The 21,841-nt window shown below is 38.3% G+C and carries 16 protein-coding genes and 1 pseudogene; 7 read left to right on the top strand and 10 right to left on the bottom strand.

Going from position 1 to position 21,841, the window contains the following annotated elements:
- The first annotated feature begins 68 nt into the window (after positions 1 to 68).
- From Q4561_RS10600 to Q4561_RS10585, 4 genes and pseudogenes are all read left to right on the top strand, one after another.
- A complete protein-coding gene (locus tag Q4561_RS10600; RefSeq protein ID WP_303460088.1) occupies positions 69 to 2,618 on the top strand; it encodes a right-handed parallel beta-helix repeat-containing protein in 2,550 nt (849 codons plus the stop codon).
- Positions 2,619 to 2,662: 44 nt separating this feature from the next.
- Positions 2,663 to 3,436, top strand: a complete 774-nt coding sequence (locus Q4561_RS10595; protein ID WP_303460085.1) for a sulfotransferase family 2 domain-containing protein — start codon at positions 2,663 to 2,665, stop codon at positions 3,434 to 3,436.
- 163 nt (positions 3,437 to 3,599) lie between these two features.
- A complete protein-coding gene (locus tag Q4561_RS10590; protein ID WP_303460083.1) occupies positions 3,600 to 4,241 on the top strand; it encodes a hypothetical protein in 642 nt (213 codons plus the stop codon).
- Between the two features lie 533 nt (positions 4,242 to 4,774).
- Positions 4,775 to 6,241: pseudogene (locus tag Q4561_RS10585) on the top strand (ISNCY family transposase).
- Between the two features lie 50 nt (positions 6,242 to 6,291).
- Here Q4561_RS10585 and Q4561_RS10580 read toward each other — a convergent pair.
- The 10 genes from Q4561_RS10580 to Q4561_RS10535 all read right to left on the bottom strand — a co-directional run bounded on the left by Q4561_RS10580 (position 6,292) and on the right by Q4561_RS10535 (position 18,051).
- Complete coding sequence (locus Q4561_RS10580) at positions 6,292 to 7,191, bottom strand: retroviral-like aspartic protease family protein (protein ID WP_303460081.1); 900 nt, start codon at positions 7,189 to 7,191, stop codon at positions 6,292 to 6,294.
- A gap of 189 nt (positions 7,192 to 7,380) precedes the next feature.
- On the bottom strand, positions 7,381 to 8,367 hold the full coding sequence (locus tag Q4561_RS10575) for a glycosyltransferase (RefSeq protein ID WP_303460078.1): 987 nt from the start codon (positions 8,365 to 8,367) through the stop codon (positions 7,381 to 7,383).
- 36 nt (positions 8,368 to 8,403) lie between these two features.
- Entirely contained in the window at positions 8,404 to 9,864 is a 1,461-nt protein-coding gene (locus Q4561_RS10570; RefSeq protein ID WP_303460075.1) for an oligosaccharide flippase family protein, read from the bottom strand.
- Positions 9,865 to 9,883: 19 nt separating this feature from the next.
- Positions 9,884 to 11,146: a glycosyltransferase gene (locus Q4561_RS10565; protein WP_303460073.1), complete on the bottom strand. Its 1,263-nt coding sequence runs from the start codon at positions 11,144 to 11,146 to the stop codon at positions 9,884 to 9,886.
- Positions 11,147 to 11,283: 137 nt separating this feature from the next.
- Positions 11,284 to 12,267, bottom strand: a complete 984-nt coding sequence (gene murB, locus Q4561_RS10560) for a UDP-N-acetylmuramate dehydrogenase (protein WP_303460072.1) — start codon at positions 12,265 to 12,267, stop codon at positions 11,284 to 11,286.
- Positions 12,268 to 12,276: 9 nt separating this feature from the next.
- Positions 12,277 to 13,548 carry a UDP-N-acetylglucosamine 1-carboxyvinyltransferase gene (locus Q4561_RS10555; protein ID WP_303460069.1) on the bottom strand — a complete coding sequence of 424 codons (1,272 nt, stop codon included), beginning with the start codon at positions 13,546 to 13,548 and terminating at the stop codon, positions 12,277 to 12,279.
- Between the two features lie 56 nt (positions 13,549 to 13,604).
- A complete protein-coding gene (locus Q4561_RS10550) occupies positions 13,605 to 14,471 on the bottom strand; it encodes a glycosyltransferase family 2 protein (protein WP_303460066.1) in 867 nt (288 codons plus the stop codon).
- A complete protein-coding gene (locus Q4561_RS10545; RefSeq protein WP_303460063.1) occupies positions 14,468 to 15,580 on the bottom strand; it encodes a glycosyltransferase family 4 protein in 1,113 nt (370 codons plus the stop codon). Before Q4561_RS10545 ends, Q4561_RS10550 begins: the two co-directional genes overlap by 4 nt.
- On the bottom strand, positions 15,577 to 16,908 hold the full coding sequence (locus tag Q4561_RS10540) for an O-antigen ligase (protein WP_303460061.1): 1,332 nt from the start codon (positions 16,906 to 16,908) through the stop codon (positions 15,577 to 15,579). Before Q4561_RS10540 ends, Q4561_RS10545 begins: the two co-directional genes overlap by 4 nt.
- A 6-nt stretch (positions 16,909 to 16,914) precedes the next feature.
- A complete protein-coding gene (locus Q4561_RS10535; RefSeq protein WP_303460058.1) occupies positions 16,915 to 18,051 on the bottom strand; it encodes a glycosyltransferase in 1,137 nt (378 codons plus the stop codon).
- A 425-nt stretch (positions 18,052 to 18,476) separates the two neighbouring features.
- On the opposite strand from Q4561_RS10535, the gene Q4561_RS10530 reads away from it, so the two are divergent.
- The 3 genes from Q4561_RS10530 to Q4561_RS10520 all read left to right on the top strand — a co-directional run bounded on the left by Q4561_RS10530 (position 18,477) and on the right by Q4561_RS10520 (position 21,805).
- Complete coding sequence (locus Q4561_RS10530) at positions 18,477 to 19,166, top strand: transglutaminase-like cysteine peptidase (protein WP_303460055.1); 690 nt, start codon at positions 18,477 to 18,479, stop codon at positions 19,164 to 19,166.
- Between the two features lie 5 nt (positions 19,167 to 19,171).
- Positions 19,172 to 21,115: an EAL domain-containing protein gene (locus Q4561_RS10525; RefSeq protein WP_303460052.1), complete on the top strand. Its 1,944-nt coding sequence runs from the start codon at positions 19,172 to 19,174 to the stop codon at positions 21,113 to 21,115.
- 111 nt (positions 21,116 to 21,226) lie between these two features.
- The gene (locus Q4561_RS10520; protein ID WP_303460050.1) at positions 21,227 to 21,805 is read left to right on the top strand and encodes a hypothetical protein; all 579 of its coding nucleotides are present in this window, start codon (positions 21,227 to 21,229) and stop codon (positions 21,803 to 21,805) included.
- The last annotated feature ends 36 nt before the right edge of the window (positions 21,806 to 21,841 follow it).

The following is a 21,841-nucleotide window of genomic DNA, read 5'->3' as shown; positions in this document are numbered from 1 at the left end:
TAAAAATACGCTTTTCAAGCCTAAACACCCGTATTTTATCTTTTCTGAATCAGCTAAAGGATTTTCGCATGAAATCCCACACTATGTTTTATAGGCAGTTTTTCTCTGTTTTTATTATTGCATTAATAATGACACTTGCGTCCTGTTCAGTGTCAAAGCGCCCCAAACAAGATAGCTCGGTTACCAATCAGCTAGGTGATGCAATTCAAACACATCTCGTTGCAAGTAAAGCCAGTAGTGAACTCGAAATAACTACTGCGCTCTCAAGAATGAAGGTATCGAAGTCGTCTAAAGTAATCATCTCAAAACATAAAGACAATATCATTCACTTGTATTCAACAGACACACTACTGCTAATTAAAAAAGATAAATATCGCGGTAATGAAATTTCCGAAAAACTAGTTAATTTTGATGATACGCCTTCAGCTATTTCAACTCTCATCACGTTGTTCCCAATTGATGCATATAGAATTCTGACTTATGCGGCTGAAAAGAATCTGATCGATAAAAGTAGGCTTTTAGCAATCGCTGTTGAGTACAATATAGACCCTACAATTGTATTAGATGCCTCTGCCACGGGAATGGAAAATAGTGTCACTCCACTTATACACTCAGCGGGAATTGTTATTTATGGGCAAGATGAAGGCAACTGGAGTGAGGTGAAATATAAAGTAACAGGTGATAATTCTTGGCAGCCAGCATTTGAATTAAGTTGGGATCCAGTATATGGGTCTTTATCAGGGAGTATTGTTCATTTAGAAGCTGATACTTCATACGACGTAGAAGTTTTGGTTTGGCAAGAAAAGGATACCAATAAGCTTTACACATTTAGTTTTCGGACACGCCCCAATACCCCGCCGATTGATCCTGACAAAATTTACTACTTATCTGAAATTTACAGTGGGGGCCAACTTGATCTCGAAGCATTAAATATATATGGAAGCGAAGATGGTTATGCAAAAATCATAGGTGACGGTCAGACTATCTTAGCCTCGGATGATGTAGGTGCAGCGGTAAACATAGGTTCACAAGCATATATTGTTCTCGAGAACCTCACCATCAAAGGTGGGAAACGCTATGGTATTTACGCTAAAAACACCCACGACATTTGGATTAAAGGATGCAATATCTCAAACTACGGCCAAGTCCCCAATTTCTACAAAAATAATATAGGGTATGTGTCGGAAGATAGTTCATCACCAATCAATTACGATTCAGGAATCTACTTAGAACGCACTGGTATTGTTGTAATTGAAGGCTGTGAAATACATAGTCCAAATCATAAAGCCAATCATTGGGGGGACGGTCACCCAAAAGGGCCAAATGCAGTTCAAATATGGGCGTATCATCCAGAAGAAAAGTATCGTGGTCAAATAATAATTAGGAATAATAGGCTCTTCGGTACGGATACTCACAGGTTTAATGATGTAATTGAAGGTCGCAAAAACACAGAATTAACTGGTGGTTTCGTTCGAGATTCAGCAATTTACGGTAACTATTTAGCTTATGCAAACGACGATCTACTTGAAATAGATGGAAGCCAAAGAAATGTTCTTGTATACAACAATGAGCTGACTAAAGGTTATGCAGGTATCAGTATTGCGCCGAATCGATTAGGCCCAAGTTACCTTTTCCATAATTACATTCATGATTTAGGTGACGAAAGGGGTAAGGAATGGACTGCTATTAAAGCTGGGGGCCTGCTATCAAAACCAGGAGGTAAAACTTACATAGTAGAAAATTTTATTAATACTGATCGTAACGGGATCTCAGGCTCTAGCGTGGCAAGTGACAAAACTTTCTGGGTAGAAGCTCTCAATAATATAATCATCAATAGGCTTCATAATAGGGCTGTCGGCTTGGGAATATACGATATTGAAAAGTATCACTTATCAAAATTTATTAATAACGTGATTTACAATACTAAAGTTAATCGACCAAATTTAGATGTAGCTTCCGACAGCTTGGTAGAACACCCTCTAACTAATGATTCATCATACATTTTATCGTTAGACAACGATCCCTCTGTAATTCTTCCTTTGAGCAGCGAGTTTGTAGTGCCAAACTTTTCTAGGCTGGATGTTGCACCACAGGCTCCAGTAGCTAATGAGGATACAGACAATCTAATAAATATAGATATACAGCAGCTTTCTAAATTTGATAACCAAACAAAATATGGTGAGCCTATCGTAACCAATAACAACAGAATTAAACTATCAGGTAATAGTTGGTATAAAATTCCTGTAGATATTAATGTAAGCGAAGGCACGACGCTGTCTTTAGACTACGAAATAGATGGAATTGCAGAAATTATAGGCATAGCCCTTGAAACGAATAATTCTCTAACTGCGTCTAAAGTACTTAAATTTGCTGGAACCCAAAACTTGGGTAACAACCTCGAACTTTTATTGAATAAAAGCACAAACGGACATGTAAATATTGATCTTAGCAAGTATCATTTAGGAACTCTAAGCTATATAGTATTCATATTAGATAATGATGAAATAGAAAGAATTAATAACAAGACTACTGTTACCTTTTCTAATCTAGAAGTGACTACATTAAAGAGTAGCGCTAATGAAAAAGAAACGTTTATTCCTATCGGAATAAAGAATTAAATTCAATAAGAGTATTCAACGTAGTAATTAGGAGTTAAACGTACATGCAGGGTTTTCTGAAAACAAAAGCTGAGACGATATTATCACGATACCCAAAAGTCTTCTTTTGTCACATTCCTAAATGCGCTGGAGTGTCTTTATCTAACGCTATTCACGCATCTTTATACCCTACCCTATTCAAAGCTACTCGTCTATCAAGCCATATCGACCTAGCAGGAAGCAAGGTCTGCTCAGAGCTTCTAAACATCGATATGTCTATCGCTAGAGAGGCTCAACTAGCTTTTAATTTAAGTGACAAGTATAAACAGTTTACCACCGGCCATTGCCGTGCAAGACCCGAATTAGTAGACAAATTTAAAGAAAACTGGAATTTTATTACGATCCTCCGAGACCCTAATAAAAGATTTGTTTCAGAATTCGTATATAACAAATTTAAGGACTCTGACTGGGCAAAACACGACGAAGAAATTGATGTGTACCTAGACTCGGCATTTGCTAGACACTCTGCTACAACTTATGCTCGGTATTTTTCGAAGTTCACTGATGCAGACGAAATTTTAGCCAATGAAAATGAAGCTATAGAGTCTGCGGTCAACAACCTTAAAAAATTTAGTGTCGCTGGAACTTTAGAAAATCTGAATGCTTGGCAACAGAAGTTCAACAGCCATTTTGATACAAAGATAAAAATCGATAATAAAAATTCGAGTCCTAATAAATCTCTATCACTAGACCTCTACAAAAATGCTGAAATGATGGAGCGAATTAGGGCTTTAAGTAAAATTGATAACGCAATCTACCAAGCGATATCACAACTATAAAAGCGGACATGATTATGTCAGATTTTTTTACAAGCTACTTTAGCCCAAAAAAAGAAAAATAAAAAACAACTTAAATTCAATAACTTGAATTATTGGCACTTAATATGCATTGATATTACAAGTTAGTTTTAACTTCGCCGTAGGCAAGCTTTGAGGATAAAAAATGAAGATTTTTAGCAAGTCATTTATAGCAGCTATGACATTAGTATGCGGAATTAGCTCTTCAGCTAACGCAGCATTTATTAATTTTAATGATTACTCTACATCAGATTTCGCCAACCAAGCAATTTCTGGCAGCGCTTCACCCAGCTCTGACGGATCAACCTTAACTTTGACTGGTAACCTTTGGGTATCGATTTCTGATTTATTCGCACTTACTTCTGATTCTACACTTTACTTCACAATGGAAGCATCTGGGAATGAAGCAGAGTGGTATGGCATTGGTTTTGAAGACGATAATTCAGTAACTGCAAGCAGCCTGTTCCAACTTGGCGGTAACGAAGGTACTAATGCAAACCAAATTTCTACTTATAATTTTGGGGACGGCGCGGTTGATTTTGCAATTGATGTGGGTACATTTTTCACTGGTAACTTCGATAAGTTAGTTTTTATTTTGGACTCAGATAGAACTTCCGGTGCATCTTTATCATTCTCGAACGTTGAAGTTTGTAATGGAGCGACCGACTGTGAATCTTTGGTAGCCACTAACCCATCTGCTCCTGTCTCAGCCAATGCTCCAGCGGCACTGGGAATGTTTGCAATGTCTTTATTCTTTTTAGCCAGAAGAAAGCGTTTTAAAGCTTAAATTACCACCCCAAATTAAAACTCTAAAAGTGATATTAATGGGCCTGTTTCCAAATATAGGAAACAGGCCTTTTTTATGTCTGTCACAAATTGTTAGTATATTTGCTTCTCGAAGGGGATATTAATTCACTTTCTGAGATTCTATATATCTTTGATAAATTATTTTAATCTAATCACGTTATATCATTGGAGCATTATTGACACTCCTCCCACCAGTAATGATCTAATATTGGCCCCAGAATTCAACCTCAAGTGGTCTACTCATTAATTAGGCAGTCTTACTTAAGTTATCGAGTAACATGTTTCCTGAAGCTGAGGCTCTCTTATGATCCAGTACTTAGTTCCTATTCAATCTCAAATCTGCCTTAATGATACTGTCCGTTTCATCTGCCCACTTCCCCATTAATAAAACTAGTCGCCTTCATGAAAACCTATTGTGGTTTGAAAGTGTGTTCGATTCTCCAATAGTCTATGTAGATGTTTATGACCCTTTTTAGACCAACCAAAAGAAGAGTTTAGGTAAAAGCCTGGTCGATTCAAGTGGCTGAGCGTAAAATTACGATAGCCAATGCCACTAAGCTCCCCAATAAGTCCAGACGTACTGTTGAACGTTATTTACAGCGTTACCGAAGCCAAGGGTTACAGTTTGTTGTTCACGGAAATACAGGCAGCGAGCCAGTTAATAAAACACCTGACAGCCTTAAGCAGCAAGTTCAGTCGCTAATCCGCGAGAAATACTATGACCTGAACCTGTTGCACCTCGCCGTAATGCTTGAGACTCACGAACACATTGTTGTTAAGCGCGAGACACTGCGTAAATGGGCACATGATATCCATCATGTTAAACGAGCCAAACGTAGGCGCACCCGTGTTCACAAACGAAGAGAGCAAATGGAAGCGCCAGGGTTAATGTTGCAAATAGACGGCAGCACACATCGCTGGTTTGGCGATAGAAAGTCGTGTTTAATCGCGATGATTGATGATGCCAACAGTAATATTCATGCTGAGTTCTTTCCGTCAGAAACGACTGAAGGGTTTATGAAAGTAATGCGCTCAGTCGTTGAGAAATATGCTCTTTTTAAAACCCTGTATGTCGATCGTGCCGAAATTTTCGGTGGCCCTAAACGCTGCAACTTCTCCCAAATGCAAAGGGCCTGTGAGGAGTTGGGGATTGAAATCATCTTCGCCAATTCTCCTCAGGGTAAAGGCAGAATTGAACGAGCCTTCGATACCTTGCAAGACAGGTTGATACCGGAGCTACGACTCAACAAGATTACTGACATGACTGGCGCAAATAGCTACCTCCAACATGTCTTCATCCCTCAATTCTGGCGTAAAAATCTGGTTGTAAAATCAAGAACACCAGACACGGAATATACGCCAGTGTCGCCTTATACCAACCTTGATGACATCTGCATCACCAAGGTCTACCGGAAAATACGCAACGACCATACGTTTAGCTACAGGGGCAAACTCTATTTCATCGACTCACCGCTATAGCACTCTATCGCAAACCAGAAAATTGAAATTCGTAAAGGTAAAAATAAGCGATTTGAAGCGTACTTCGCCGGACGAAAGCTACAGGTAACAGAAGTCACTGAGCCTGAAAAGTTGTCCTCGGAAGACAATGAGATCCAGAAGAAGCTTGAGGTACTAGCTTTGGCAGACAGGCTTGGGAATGTGGCTGAAGCATCCCGACTTAATGGCGTCTCCCGCGATACCATTTACCGCCATCGTAAGCTGATTAAAGAGGACGGAACCGAAGCGTTAAAACGTCAGGAAACACCCGATCTTCATCATAAAAATCGCACGGACAAAGCTATCGAAAAAATCGTCATCGAGTTCTCACTAGCTAACCCACACCTTGGATAGGCGAAAGTGTCTCGACTGCTTGAGGCTGAAAGAAACGTCATCATACACGCTAGCGGCGTCCGCAATATTTGGCTTAGGGAAAGAATGGATACGATCGCATTAAGTTTGGCGAAGTCTCTGCCGACATAAAAAACCTTCAATATTCGATAAGTTAAGAGGATAATCAATCACTTGTGTGATTAAGTCTTATGCACATATATAATACCGTTGGCAGCGTCAATAATGCTGTTGATAGAAGCCAACTCTTTGTTACCGATAATTCCCATGAACGTTCCATTTTTCGACCCAATACTCTGTTTTAGAGCACCAAAGTCAGCCACGAGAAAATCGCCATCAATTGCTGCATTTCCGATCTTTATTGTTTTGTTCAGGATGACTTTCATCGGCGTCTCTGTTCCATCACGGCCAACTAATTTGGCTTTTGGATGATTTTCCAAATCGAACCCAAAATCATCGGCTACTACAGACATATCCAAGACGACTTGTTGTGCACCTGAATCCACTAGCATGACTACATCATGTTGCTCAAGTCTTGCTTTAACTAAGGTAAATCCCATTTCAGTTTGAAGCAGAGGAATGGCGGTATATTTTGAATCAGAACCTGTAAAAAGTGCTTTTACGTCAATGCCTTTTTCTGGTACTAAAAGCTTGCTGTTCTTAATATCAACCATAGCGCGTAGTTCAACAATTGCATCATGGCCTATAATACCGTCAATCTCAGACCCTAGATGAAGTGTTGAATTTGAATGAATATTCTTGATTGTTAGCTTGTGAGTTCCTATGACCAGTGACTCGATGCTAATTGGGAAGGTTTCAATCTTGCCTTTTTCCTCGTCGCCTACAACGATTCCATCTATAGTGCTTTTTGCCTTTCTGATGCCGAAATATTCGAGCTTACTCAGGCCAACAATAGTCCCCGTTGAGCCTGTATCAAGAATAAATCTCCCCTCTCTTCCATTAATCACTGCTTCGAGACTAAAGTGCCCGTCATCTGTAACATGCAAAGGGATCTCATCCATAGCGCTTTGCGCGAAAGGCGCGTTGATCAGAAGCAAAGTAAATAGAATAATTGATTTCATTCAACATCCTTATTTTGGCTAAATTTCAATAACTGCTACCGCATATTAGTGACTATTTTTAATAGCATTGCAATTGCTAATGACAATATCCAATAGTATATTAGTTAGTCAAAATCGCTTGGTACTTATACCGTCAGTCTTCCTTGGTAATCACACTAATTCACATAAATAGCTGCAAAAAATCACTGCCTATTTGGATTTAAATATTGAAATAAATTTAGGGACAATCTTTTTACCTAACTTTGTTTTGTAAGCTTTTACCAACGTTAAGACTACAACTAGCTTTAGTGTAGCTGGCTCACTTCTACTAAATCTCAAATAAAAATTCAAATCGTTAACATTTTCATGCAACATACAATGTATACATTTACTAGCTATTAATCCCGATAAATTTTTATTAGGATATTTAAAAAGCCCCGCATGTAAGCCATACTGCTCCACCAAATCCATACCGTACTTATTGCGATCGTGATAGCACTGCCTAGAAAATTCAGCTAAATATTTTTGAAGGAATTGTTTAGTACCATCAGTTGAAACACCGTCTTTCATGAACATACGTCTTTCGTACAAATATTCTTGAATGATCTCTACTTTACAATGGTCAATCATCAATAACCACAGATCAAGGTCTTGAGAGAATTTGAAATAAGATCTGTAGCCGCCAACTTTATCGTAAAGGCTTCTTCTGAACATTACCTCGCCATGTCCCAAGGGATTAGATCCCGCCAAGAAATCATCAGCAGTGATGTTATTACAATTACTGTATCCTCTTTTTTTTCTCGCACCATCATTTTCGCCACCAAAAACAACATTCTCGAAGAGACAGCTGACGATTCCAACATCAGGGTTATTATCTAAAACATCGGCCTGTTTTTTAATACGAAGTGGGAGGGAAACATCACCTGCCCCTTGAATCGCCACATAAGTACCTCTAGAGGATTCAATTGCGGTTCTAATTGCCCCAACAAACCCGGTATTTTCTTGGTGGATGACTTTTAAGCGTTTATCATCTATCTCATCTAAAAAGGAGCCTGTTAATGGGTCTGAACTGCCATCGTTTACCACGACCACTTCAAACGAATCATAATCTTGATCAAGTAGCGACTGAATGCACTCTTTTACGTACTCACTTCTGTTGTAGTACGCTACGCATATCGAAACTTTTATTTCATCCATTTTAAATGAACCTTTAATTTATATAATGTGTGCCGTTTAAGCTTCACTTTTTCGCTTTGAAGCAATTCTAGATAAAGCATCTTTAATATCTCTACTGAACACCTTAAAAACTAACATAGAGATAATAAATGAAATAAGAAAACTTGCTAGGGAGAAAAAGATTGATCCTCCTAGAGATAACCATTTTGAGTCACTAACGTATGATCCTAAGATTGACTTAAAGACTAAAGAGGTGAAAACAAATATAAAGCACGAAAACACTGAAGGTAGAATATAAGCTTTGAAATCGGAAAGAAGCATATATTTATTTTTCACAAGAAAGTAAATCTTATAAATAGACACTAAATTTATAAAAATTGTTTGAACTATAATATAATCATAAAATTCTAGTTTATAACTTAATAAGCCGGCTAGAAAAAATATAAGTGTGAATACTACATTCAACTTGAATAGAAGTAAATTTTTCCCTTTAGTGATCAAGATTAGACCAAAATACCAAGACAAACATTGAGCAACCGCCGTAAATGACAATACCTCTATTATCCCGATGGCTGGTTCCCATTGAGTGCCAAATATTGTAGTTACATAAAACTCAGCATATACACCTATCGCTATTAACACAGGGGCTACAAAAAATGTGATGTAAGAGATGAATTTTGCAAAAGCCTGACTTTTATTTTCAGATTTCGATGAGTAACTTAAAACTACAGGCCGTAAGGATGTTAAAGATAACTGTTGAACTAACCGTGTAAATTTTCTAGATATATTAAGGATAGCTAAACTTCCAGCGCCATGAATAATGCTCACGAATAAATCCATCATTCGAGTTGACCAAAAATTCATGATCTCTGACACTAAAAGCGGGATTGAAAAGCTATAACACTCTTTGAAATATTTATATGAAAACGAAAAGCCAGGTTTATACTTAACAATGATTTGTAAAATTATAGTATCGATTATTACTTTGCAATATTGATTAATAACTAAGGCCCATGCGCCAAAACCATCGAATGCGCAATAGACACTAATAATACCAGCCACTAGCGTTGAAATAAGATTTCTTAGTGAAAGACTTTTAAAGCTAAAATTTCTTTGAAGTAATGCTGTTTGAACAATGTTGAACGAAGAAATTGCGGGTAATAAAAGAAGTGCTTTGAATACATCTTGCATTAATTCTGATTTGCCAATAAAAAACAAATCCATAATTAAATAAAATATCAAAGAGACGAATATTGATACTGTTACAACAGAAAATGTACATGTATCAATAAATATTCTATTAACTTCTTTTCTAGTAAGAATAAAGTCCTTAACGCCACTGCTTATTATAACCGTAATAAACTCTAAAAAAAGCATAGCAAATGCTACTACACCAAACTCTTCTATGCTTAAAAAGCGCGCAAGCATAATATAGATAATGAGCGATATACCTCGCTCAATGAATTTGACGCCAAGTGTCCAAGACGAAGAGTTTAGAACTGAACTTGTTTTTCCCATAACTTTTTGTAAGCTCGCTCTACTTAATTTTAGTGATACAAGGCGTAGATTTTTTTAAATTTTCATTCATAAAATTGTACATTTGATCGTACGCATTTTTTTGGTTGAATTCACCTTGCACCTTATCCAATGCATTTAGTCTTATCTCTGATAATTTATATTCGCCTTCTACAATTCTTTTTAATTGTTCAGCAATTTTTGATGGTGAATTTTCTGGCACTAAAAAACCTTGAACTTCATGCTCTATTAGTTCTGGAATACCACTATGAAACGTCGAGAGCGTTACAATACCGCTAGACATTGATTCCATCAGTGAAACGGGAATTCCCTCCATATCACCATCGCTAGCGATTTTCGATGGCAACAAGAATATATCAGCTTCACCTAAAAGTTTCTTTACACCAGAGTGGGTTTGTACTCCGTGGAACTTTATAATGTCTGTGAGGCCTAATTTATTAGCCTGTTCTTTTAAGGTATCTAATAACGGGCCACCACCAACTAAGTCATATTTAAATCGAATTTCAGTACTCTTCTTGAGTAAACTCATTGCCTGAATGGCATCATCAATGCCCTTTTTTTCGACCATACGTGCAACAGAAACTATCCTGAAAATTTTGTCTTCTTTTTGGCTAGAGTTCTTAAAATCAAATTTATCGACATCAATCCCCATCCTATTGACCAAAATCTTATTATCTTCAGCCCCTAGTTCTATTAGTTTGTTTTTCCACAACTCACTAATAGGGAATAAAGCAAAGGATTTTTTGAATAATAATTGATAATCTGCTTGATATGTCTCTAAGTTCTTTTTCTTCGAAATATCAGCACCGTGGAAAACAGGTATAAGTTTACCTTCCAATACATTAGCATCAATTATTTTCATTGCTGTAACACCAGCTGTTCCAAAATGAGCAATGATGAAGTCGTAGCTTTTTTTCTCTTTTTTCTTCTCCACTAGAGGAAGAAGTAAATTTCTAGCGACACTGCCGTATTTAAAAAAGTTTAGTAAGGCAATAATCTTTGGATTGAATAAGGAAGTGCCTAAAGAAAATATACGACTAAAAAACTTATGACTTGTTTGTTCAGACAAATATACTGTCTTTTTGTCTAATCCATACTCTACAACTTTTTCATGCATGTTATCGTAGTCGCCTTTGATAAGCGAAATGATACTAATGTCTATTCCTCTGTCCATCAACCCACAGATCTGATCAATGACAAAGGTTTCTGAAGGAAGCGGAAAACGATTAAGAAAATAAAGTACGCTTATTTTTTGATGTTCCATGATACAAGTTTCCTTTTCGCGGCACATATTTAGTAATATTTTGAACAACATTACATCCGTAACCTGCACCATGTTCATTGAACTTGTACATGTGTACTCTGATGCTCTAAATTACGGGTTACATTATTATTTGAATATTATACGTCTAAGCTGTCGGTATACGTATGTGCTTGCATCATTTCACCGTCTGGGCGGATATATCTGACCTCACAATCCATACTAAACCCAGTAAGTTCTTTTACTGTATTTCGTGCTAAAGCTATTAAATACAATACGTCTGAACTACTTGCTCCACCTAAATTAACAATAAAGTTCGCGTGTAAAGGCGAAAGCTGAGCATTACCTTTTCTCACGCCTTTTAATCCTGCTTTTTCTATAGCGAACCCTGGGGGGCCTATAACATCATACATAGCTGGGTTCGAAAGAAAAACGGAGCCGCAATTAGGAAGTTTTCGAGGAAACTTCTTTCTTCGGCTCGATAATATTTTCCGCATGTCATTTCGTACTATTGCGCGTGACTTCGTTTCTAACTTTAACGTTACCGCAGCAATAATTACTGGCTCGCCTTGAAATGGTGACTCACGATAGGAATGAATAATTTCATTAGAGAAAATGGTTCGGATTTCCCCTTTAAGCGACATCACGACTACATTATCAACGTTTTCTAAGATTCCCCTACGTTGGCTACCACCATTCATATAAACTAAGCCGCCTATACGTCCAGGTATACCGCATATATGTTCAATACCACTCAAACTGTTACGATATGAACGGTAAGCAACCTCAGGAACCCATGCCCCGGCCTCACAGTAGATACTATTCTCGCTTACGGAGATTTTACTTAAGCCGTCACCAATCTTTATGAGAACTCCATTAAACCCTTCGTCGTCGAAAAGAAGATTAGAGCAATCACCGATAACTATTCTTGGAATTTCATTGAACTCACTAGTTATAGCTAAAGCTTCTTGCAAGCTATCAAGAGAAAGAGGGGTAATTACACATTGAGCTAATCCCCCAATTTTCCAATAACTTAATTCATTCAGCGGGACGAGGTATTCTACCTCGCCCTTGAATTTGGCGTTAAGTTGCTGTTGCAAATCTAACGGCAAATGGAGTTCCATAAACCTATCCTACTTTTGTATTTCTATATGTATGCCAAGTTGAGAAAGTTTCCCTTCAAGGTTGTTGTAGCCACGGAGTGCCATTTCTACATCATTTACTACAGACTTCCCTTCAGCACACAAAGCAGCCATAACTAAAGCCATGCTTCCGCGTAAATCTGTGGACGTTACTTCTCCTGGAATAAAAGCACCAGGACCACGTGTAGTAATCTTGCCTTCCTCAGTCTCAACAACTGGAACATCAATTAATTTTTGCAATTCATCAGCATAAGCAATGCGCTTAGGATAACGATAATCGAAGATTCGTGAATCACCCTGAGCGACTATACCTAGAAGAGTATAGAATGACTGCATATCAGAAATGATGCCGGGGTGCGCGCCACAAGCTAGTTCAAAAGATTCAACTTGGCCATTCTTGATACAATCTGGTGAAAAATAGATACTATTTGAATTACTTAAAAAATCTATCCCCATCTTTTTTAAATGGAGCAATGGTACTTCCATAGATTCAAAAGGGACGTTATTGATTAGAAGTGTACCTTTTGAAAGCACGCCGTAAACAAGCCAAGTTAGTGCTTCAATTCGGTCATACATTACACTTTTAATTGTGCCTTTTAGGTAATCGACACCTTCGACAACAATATTACTGCTGCCATTTACTTCAATTACACTACCCATTCTTCTTAGAAAATCGATAAGGTCTTCAATTTCTGGTGTTATATAAGCATTAATAATTTCTGTTTTACCTACCGCCATGCTCGCACAAATTAGAGCATTTTCTGTGCCGCCCACAGTTGAAATAGGGAACTTTATCTGACCGCCAATGAAGTTTTTTCCTTCAATATGTATGAATTCTGGTTCTTCTGTCACTTTACAGCCCAGCGACTCCCAGACCATTATATGAAGGTCATAACCACGACTACCGATTTTACAACCACCAGGGTATGGAATTTTCGCACTTCCAGATCTTTTAATTTGTGCCGCAGCAAGAAGGTAAGTTGTACGGATAGGGTAATCATAAACATCAAGTTCCGTTGATGTTATTCCAGCACTGTTAATGCGTAAAGTTTCAGCTTCGTCATCCACAATGATTTCTGCACCAATGTTCTGAAGGAATCTAATCTTATGCTGTGCATCAACTAGCTGAGTGGGAAAATTTTGAAGTATTACTTCACCATCGGATATACATGCTGCTGCAAGAAGTCTTGTTGCTGAATTTTTAGCACCGCTGACATTTACTGTTCCCTGTGGGATCTTCCCACCTTCAATAATTGCTTTCATAAATAATCCTATTGTTATCTTAAAATGATTAATTGTTTAAATGAGTTAATAAAATGTCAGATTGACATCGGGCTTTTAGTTAACTTTCTCTTAAGCGCGCGGACAAAAAACATTACTGTTGCAAATATTCCTGTTTTTTCAATTGAATATTTTATCCAGCCGAACTTGTTACTTTTGTGCTTCAAAGAAAATAACAGTTGCTCTGACACTCTTTTTTTGAACCAGTATTCGCCTAGAAATTGACGATGCTTTACTGCAGAACCTATCCTTTCATCAATATTTTCGATTTTCATTTTTCTTACCTTTGCGCCAATTCCATCTTCATTTTGAAATCGATAGAGAAAGATCGGTTTCGGCACGTTAATAAAAGAGACACCCTGCTGAAATAATCGAACATACATATCCCAGTCTTGCCCGTTATTTAAGGCTTCATCGAATTGGCTCTTGATTAGCAAGTCGCGCTTAGCACTAAACCCACTCATACCACAGTAAGTATTCCCTCGTAGTAACGAAGATTTAGTCACTGAGGTATCTTTGTTGATTACAATTACGTCCTCTTTTCCCAATTGTTTAAAACCAGAAACAACTGCATCTGCTCCCTTTTGGTACAGCTCACTCAAAGTAGCTAAATATTCTGGTAACCAAATATCATCATCGTCAAGAAAGGCAATTACATCACCGCTGGCATATTCAACGCCTAAATTTCTTGCCTTATTCGCACCACATGAAACATCTTGCCTACAATATTTTGCATTCAAAGAGTCAACAGCCGGCTTAACACTGTCATACGAGCAGCTTGAATTGTCGTCAATAATAAATATTTCATACGGCGAGTATTGCTGATTTTTAATGCCATCTAAGGCTTCCAATAAACAATCAGGACGATTATAAGTGGTTATAACTACTGAAATTTTCAAACTCATCGGCTATCACCTTTCGTACCAATCATATTTATTAGTGTGATGGTTTTTTCTGCAATCCTATCCCAATTGAATTCATACAAAAAAGCACTTTGGTCTAACTCTAAACTCAGTGAATCTAGCCCAGTTATCTTTTTAGATAATGCAGAAGTATTTCCCACTGAAAAGTAACTGTCATCAGGTGCTTCAATATCTTTATTCGGTAAAATATCACTTAATATCACTGGCGCACCTGCGCTTATAGCTTCTAACGCTACGATAGGTAACCCCTCATGGTATGAGGGTAGAACAAACACTTTAGCATGCTTGTATAGTGCCTTTAGTTCATCGCCAGATCTTCGCCCCGCGAAAATTATGTTTGCACTTGCCTCTTTAGCCAAAGAAGCAGCGTATTCATCTTGGTGATCTGCTTTCCCCACAATCACTAACTTTAAATGAGTAGTTGAAGCCTTATAAGCGGTAACAAGGTCGTGAAAGCCCTTCTCTGGTACTAACCTACCAACTGTTAAAATATAACCTTGTGAAGATATAGATAGTTCTTTCGGAAGAGCACTCGCAGCTATAGCACCTGTAAATGATGGAAGCATTCCATTTGGCACATAGTTAATTTGTGCGGCTTGTTTCGGAAACTGTGTCTTTAATCTTTGAGTAAGTGTTTTACCTACAACAAACATTTTGTTGGAAAAAAGCACACCCATTTTTTCGCCAGTCTTAAGAATAAACTTAGCGAGACCATTCCATTTTTGCCTGTCGTAATCGGCACCATGATGGGTAACCACCACTTTCATGCCTAACAATCTAGCCAATGGTGTAAACAAAGCAGGGCCAATAGCATGAAGATGAATAACATCTGGATGCACAAAAATTCTAGCGTATAGAATAGCGAAGAAAGTATGCATAAATGTTTCTAAAAATTTATGTTGTAATGTCCACACACTTATTACGTTAACACCTTTATAAGTATACTTTTTTTGGTTCACATACGGAGAACGTGCAATTACTGTAACCGAAACACCACTTTCAACCATACGAGGATACAACTGCTGACAATGAGACTCTATGCCCCCCATAACATCAGGTATCCCACGTAACCCTATTGCACATATCTTCATATTACCTCACGAACCTCATGATTTACTTTTCTGCCATTTACTTTAGAAAAAATTGGTTTTTTAGACGTTGATGAAGAAAACACTACACTTATCAAAATGGCGAAGAAAACTAGGCCTTCAATATTCCACAATGGCATTGTCGCCATGTTCATTATCAGAAAACCTAAAATTGAAAAGGCTACTATTTTAGATAATCCTTTACTGGCAATTTTAAATGCCTGAAGCAAACAAAAAGCGCACATATAAATAAAAGCACTAAACCCTAAAAAACCATATTCATACAGGTTTGAGACATACGTATTATGTGCGTATTTCGCAAACACGCCTTTCCATGAATCGGGTCCAAACCCCACCAACTGGTTTAGTAAATTCGCATTTGTAAATGCGTCTATATATTGGCTCCAGATAAACACTCGTGCAGACATGATATCTTTTTCAGATTCACTAAAATAAATTGGAGCCTTAAAGATTATATCTAAATTACTTACCAATAAACCTACGTCAGCAAAACGTTCGCGCATGGTAAATGAAAGCACCATAAATACTGTAACAATAAACATGGTGACGATAGTCATTACTGGTGCTTTTTGGGAAGGTTTTAAACGTTGTTCTACTAATGTAAAATAGAATACTGCGGCGATGGGCAGTATCGTAAGAATTGCTGTTCGGTAATTAACTAGAATAAGTAGAAAAATCGATAATGAGAACAAGCCTGTTCTAAAGCGTATTGAGCTGCGCTCTGTAAGCCCCACTACAAACACAAAACTCACAATTATCATAGAAAAGGCAGCTTCATGGTTGTAACCACCAATATAACTTGTAGACCCATCAGCCTCTGCAGCTTTAGCTTGACCAAGAATAATTGATAATATTTGAAGAGCCACTGGCATAATAAAAGCGACTAGCAACTTCTTAAACGTTTCATTTTGCCCTTGGCTGCGAATAGATAGAAATAACGCACCCGCTAATACTAAAAAATAACACCATTTAACCAACACATTTATTGTGCCAGGGATTTGCAGGTTTACGAAACCACTTACTGCTATCGCAATAAAAAACACATAAAAAGGAAACAGTTTTTTTAACGTAAACACTGCGGTAGGAATTAGTAACAGGCCCAGTCCAGCCACACCAATACTTCCCAATGCGTTAATAGAAAAGCCAGCCACTAATGGTGGGTATGTGATGGTATGGAAGGCAGATAGAAAATATCTAAGCCAAATAGCGCAAATCGCAAAAGCTAAGTACTTGTTGCAGTTACCTGTAATAGTTCTATAAACCATTATCAGGCTAACTACTGCAACTAAAAGTTTGATTGCTTCAAACATAGTTAATTAGTCATCTTTTTCTAGAATGGCGCTTACGCGATTATAAAATGCCGCGTAAGAAAATTGCTGCGCACACGCTTGGCTTTTTTCAACATAGCGCGCCCTATCTGCGCTATCTTTGAAGAGGGTCAAGGCTTCGGCAACACCCTGTGCATTATTTAATTCGCACAGTATGCCATTCTTTTCCTCGCTGGCACCAGAAACTTGATAAGGGTATTGCTCTGCAATGATCTCGGCTGGCCCCGACTCGCAATTTGTTGCGATTACCGGCTTGTCTAAACACATAGCTTCTACAATAGCGTTCGGGAAACCTTCGGCATTACTGGTCGAAACAAAATACTCTGCATTTGCCACATACGGGTATGGGTTTGGCTTAAACCCTAAAAAGTGTACTTTGTCAGCAATACCTAGTGTGGAAGCTAGTTCTTTAAGCATTACCTCTTCATCGCCCACGCCTAAAATAACCAAGTCTTCGACTATATTGGCTTTCGCGTATGCATTTAATAATAATGAGAAGTTCTTATTTTTAACTAACCGCCCTACCCCAATAATGTAAGGCGCCTTAGGTATATCTGTTACCGCCTGGCTTGCCAGTTCTTTTAATTGGGTAATATCGTAAGGGTTGTATAGAAGCGAGATTTTTAGTTTGGGCACAGCGTAGTTCTGAATTAAATCGGCTTTTACGCCTTCGGAAACAGCAACAACGTTATTGGCTCGTTTATAAAGCAGCTTAACTAAAAAACGACTGACGCCATCTTTCAAACCGCCAGACAAATGGCTTGTAGTATTAACCCGTTCGCTAATAATTGCGCGGTAACCTAAAGACTTCGCTATCGCGATATTTAAGAAATTACTTCGGGTTAAAAAGCTGAAACACACTTGTGGGTTTAGTGATTTTAATAGGGGCTTTAATTGCTGATAACCTGTCTTCAAACTACCGTTGCTGGTTAATACGGTTTTAGTTACATATTGCGGGCAGGTTTGGCTTTCTTCTAATGTATCTAGCAATACAAGGTGCACTGGAATATTAAGCTGGGAAAAGTAATCTTCCATAATGGTTAGCAACTTAGCCATAACCCTTTCAGCCCCACCGCCTTCTAGGGAATTTATTATAAACACTACTGGACTATTACTTCTCAGCATGAAACGCTCTATTCCTTGTCATTAGACTAAATGCTAAGTATAAGCTTAGCACAGCTTAAATTTGATTTTGTGGTAAATTTACAACACTTATCTGGCTGCTTATAATATAGCTACTATGTATAGCCCCTAGTTAGCCACTTTCATTTCGAGTTGCAGCGGCAACTTCTTAATAGGCTTTGTAGTGATAAATAAATAGCGATAATTTATTTATTTTTCGGTTTTTGCCATACATGAAACATGCCAAATATCGCCAATGGCTAATAAATATACGGTTTTGCATGAAAAACCGCTTTAAACTTTCGTATAACTTTGCCATTATCAATGTACTATCACATTTTCCATAGTACTAAGAAGTGATTAAATATTTTTGACAGCTACTACACTGTACAAACTGTTTTAGTATGAAGCATTAGGGTCTAACAGGCATGACAACTCGCTACGCGTGTAAAAATTACCGCCGAACCTGTACTTATGCGCTAACTGGGTTGTTAATTGGCATCGTTTCATTTGTTGCAGCTCAGCAAGAAAACATATTCACTTCACAGGTTTACAATAGAATTGAAAGCTTATTTGGTAAGCAGGCGTCTACCGATGTAGCAAAGTGGAGACAATTAGTTAGCGAAATCGAAAATGACGATATTGACGAAAAGTTATATCAGGTAAATCGCTTTTTTAACCAATTTGATTTTGTAGATGACTTAAAACATTGGCGACAACCCGATTACTGGGCCACTCCTATCGAGTTTATTAGTACAGGTGCTGGCGACTGTGAAGACTATTCAATTGCCAAATACTTTTCATTATTAGAATTGGGAATACCTGAATCGCAACTGCGGCTTATGTATGTAACTGCATTAGAATTGAATCAGGCACATATGGTGTTAGCGTACTATCCAACTCCTACATCTGTTCCTTTAGTGCTCGATAATATAAATCGCCGTATATTACCGGCAAGCCAGCGACGAGATCTTGCGCCTGTGTATAGCTTTAATGGTGAAGGCTTATGGGCAGCAAAGTCAATGGGAACAGGCAGAAAGCTAAGAGGCAGCGGCCCCATGAAAATGTGGGACGACATGATAGACCGTTTAAATAGCGTAATGCTCGGAGATACATAAGAACAATGAAATTATCTACCCAACTAAGCGTTAGTTTGCTAATTTTTTTACTGGCCGTATTTGCCGGCTCGTTTTTTATTAACGTTAAAATGACTAAAGAGTACGTAAACGAACAACTTGCCACCCACGCTCAAGACACCGCTACTTCGCTAGGTTTAGCGATGGCGCCTTTTTTATCTCAAGAAAATGGTCAAGCCGTTGCCGAAACTATGGTGAATGCTATTTTTGATAGAGGCTACTATCAAACCATATCTTTAAAAGATAGTAACGGCGAAACGTTAATAATTAGGCAAAACCCTAACAGATTAAACACTGTACCAAATTGGTTTACCGAAGCCGTTCACGTTACACCACCTATTAAAGACACGGAATTGAACGACGGGTGGACTATTGCAGGCCGCCTTTCTGTGCAAAGTCACCCAGGCCTTGCTAACGAAAAGCTGTGGGAGAGTATTACGCAAAGCGCAATCATGTTTGCTATTGCCTTTGTTGTAGCCTACCTAGTGCTACTTATTATTATTCACCAAATTACCAAACCTTTAAGAATAGTGACTGAAAAAATCAGTGATATTCAAAATCAAAAATTCTCCGAAATTGACTACCAGCCTTTTACCAAGGAATTTTCGTTTATTACTTTAGCCGTTAATAAGCTATCTAGAGCTGTAGAAAGTATGTTTAAGGAACTTACTGCTAGGGCCGAGCAATTTAAGGCCATCGCGTATGGAGACACCCTAACCGGGCTTTCAAACAGAAACGCATTCAATAGACACATGAATGCACTGTTAAGTGGCACAGCGTCGGTAGAACAGGGTTATGTGGTTTTAATTAGGTTAACTCAACTTGCACGAATTAATAATTTGTTTGGTGGGGCCGAAGGTGACGATTATGTCACTACCGCTGCTAAAGTTTTAAAAAGTGCGGTAAGAGAGTTCCCTGACAAAGTAACGCTGTTTAGAGTGTCGGGCTCTGACTTTGCGTTACTGATGGAGGCTGTATCGCAAGAAGAGTGCGAAAATCGCCTAAAAAGCCTTGCAGCCCGCATTAATAAAATAGATTTTCTTAAAGATGGTGATAAAACAGCTTGGCTAGGAGCAGCTAAATATTCAAGTAATAATAGCTTTGCTGAAGTTTTGGAAAAAGCTGACAGCGCGTTATTAGCGGCTACTAAACTAGACAGAGGTTGGCAGTTTGCCTCTGAACTAACCCATATTCATAGCAATACCGAATGGCGCGAAAGACTGAACAACATTTTATTGCAACAGTATGCCGACATTTTAATTCAACCCATTTTTAGTACAGAAAATAAAGCTCCTTGTTATTACGAGGGCTTTGCACGCTTTAAAGACAAAGCGACCAATACAGATATACCAATGTCGCAGTTAATTCCAGCATCTGAAAGGTTACACTTGGTGCCGCAGGTAGATAGATTGGTTACATCGTTAATTGTAAGTAAGTTAATGGCTTCCTCACATACGGTAGCCGCTAACATTGCATCAGCTTCTATTGCCAATGCTGAATTCTGCGAATGGTTGGGCGAATATTTAAAAGAAAATAAATCGTTATGCAGTAGGTTAGCGTTTGAAATTGAAGACTCGGCTATTATTTATTACCGGGAAGCTACCCTTAAATTCTGTGAAATGGTAAAAAGCGCAGGATGCATTATTACTATTGAACATTTTGGCGACAATCTTGCATCATTAAGTGGATTACGGGCAATTCAGCCAGATTTTGTAAAAATTTCCGGCAAGTTGACGAAAAATATTCACGAAGACAAAGACAATCAACTATTTGTTAGCAGCCTAGTAAGCATAGCGAACGGTCTACAAATTAAGGTTATCGCTGAGCTAGTTGAAAGTGAGCTTGAAAGCAATGCACTTTCAAAGATACAAGTTGTTTATCAGCAGGGTTACCATTTTGCCAAGCCAACGGCATGGCGCTTGGGTAAGTAAACGTTTGGATAACTAGACGTTTGGGCAACTAAAAAGCTAAGACATGAGGCGTACATTTGATATACAATGGCAAATGTATGCAAACAGAACTTTTTTGATGTAGGAACTATTATGCGTAATAGATTTATTTTTTCTTTAGTAATGAGCGTGCTTATTGCTGTGTCACCTGTGACTATTGCGCAAGAAGGAGCGAATAGCGTTCCTGGTTTACAGATTAGAAGCCAATTGTTAACTGCTATCGATAACGGGACACCTGCCGATGAAGCAACAGTAACAGTGAGTAACGAAGTACTTGCAGAAGGCAGCGTTGCTGTTCCAGCGGCAAGCCTCCCTTATTTACAGACCAATCAACCAGCTTTTGAAAGCATGGTGGGGTTGCTTGTTAACAATGCCACTGGCTTTGAACTAGCCATTGCTGGTTTTGGTGCTTTACCTGAACAACCTTCAGATGTAGTAACTATTGCCATGATTTTATTTCCTGAAGATGCTAATGAAATTTACAATATTGCCCTTCAGACTGGTGTAATTAGTGCTGAAGATGCACTACTAGCGGCAATTAATGCTGGTATCGATACTTCTACCCTTACCGCTACTGCGGCTGGTGCAACAGGTAACAACGTTTCGCCTTTAGGTGTGGGCACTGGTGCAGCGGGTGCTGGCGGCGGCGATACTACGGTATCAGCTAACTAGTCGTTAATTATATAAAGTAAAACTCTGTGTTGATGA

Source organism: Alteromonas sp. 1_MG-2023 (assembly GCF_030547075.1).
Classification (GTDB): domain Bacteria; phylum Pseudomonadota; class Gammaproteobacteria; order Enterobacterales; family Alteromonadaceae; genus Alteromonas.
This window is presented reverse-complemented; position numbering and strand designations above follow the sequence as displayed.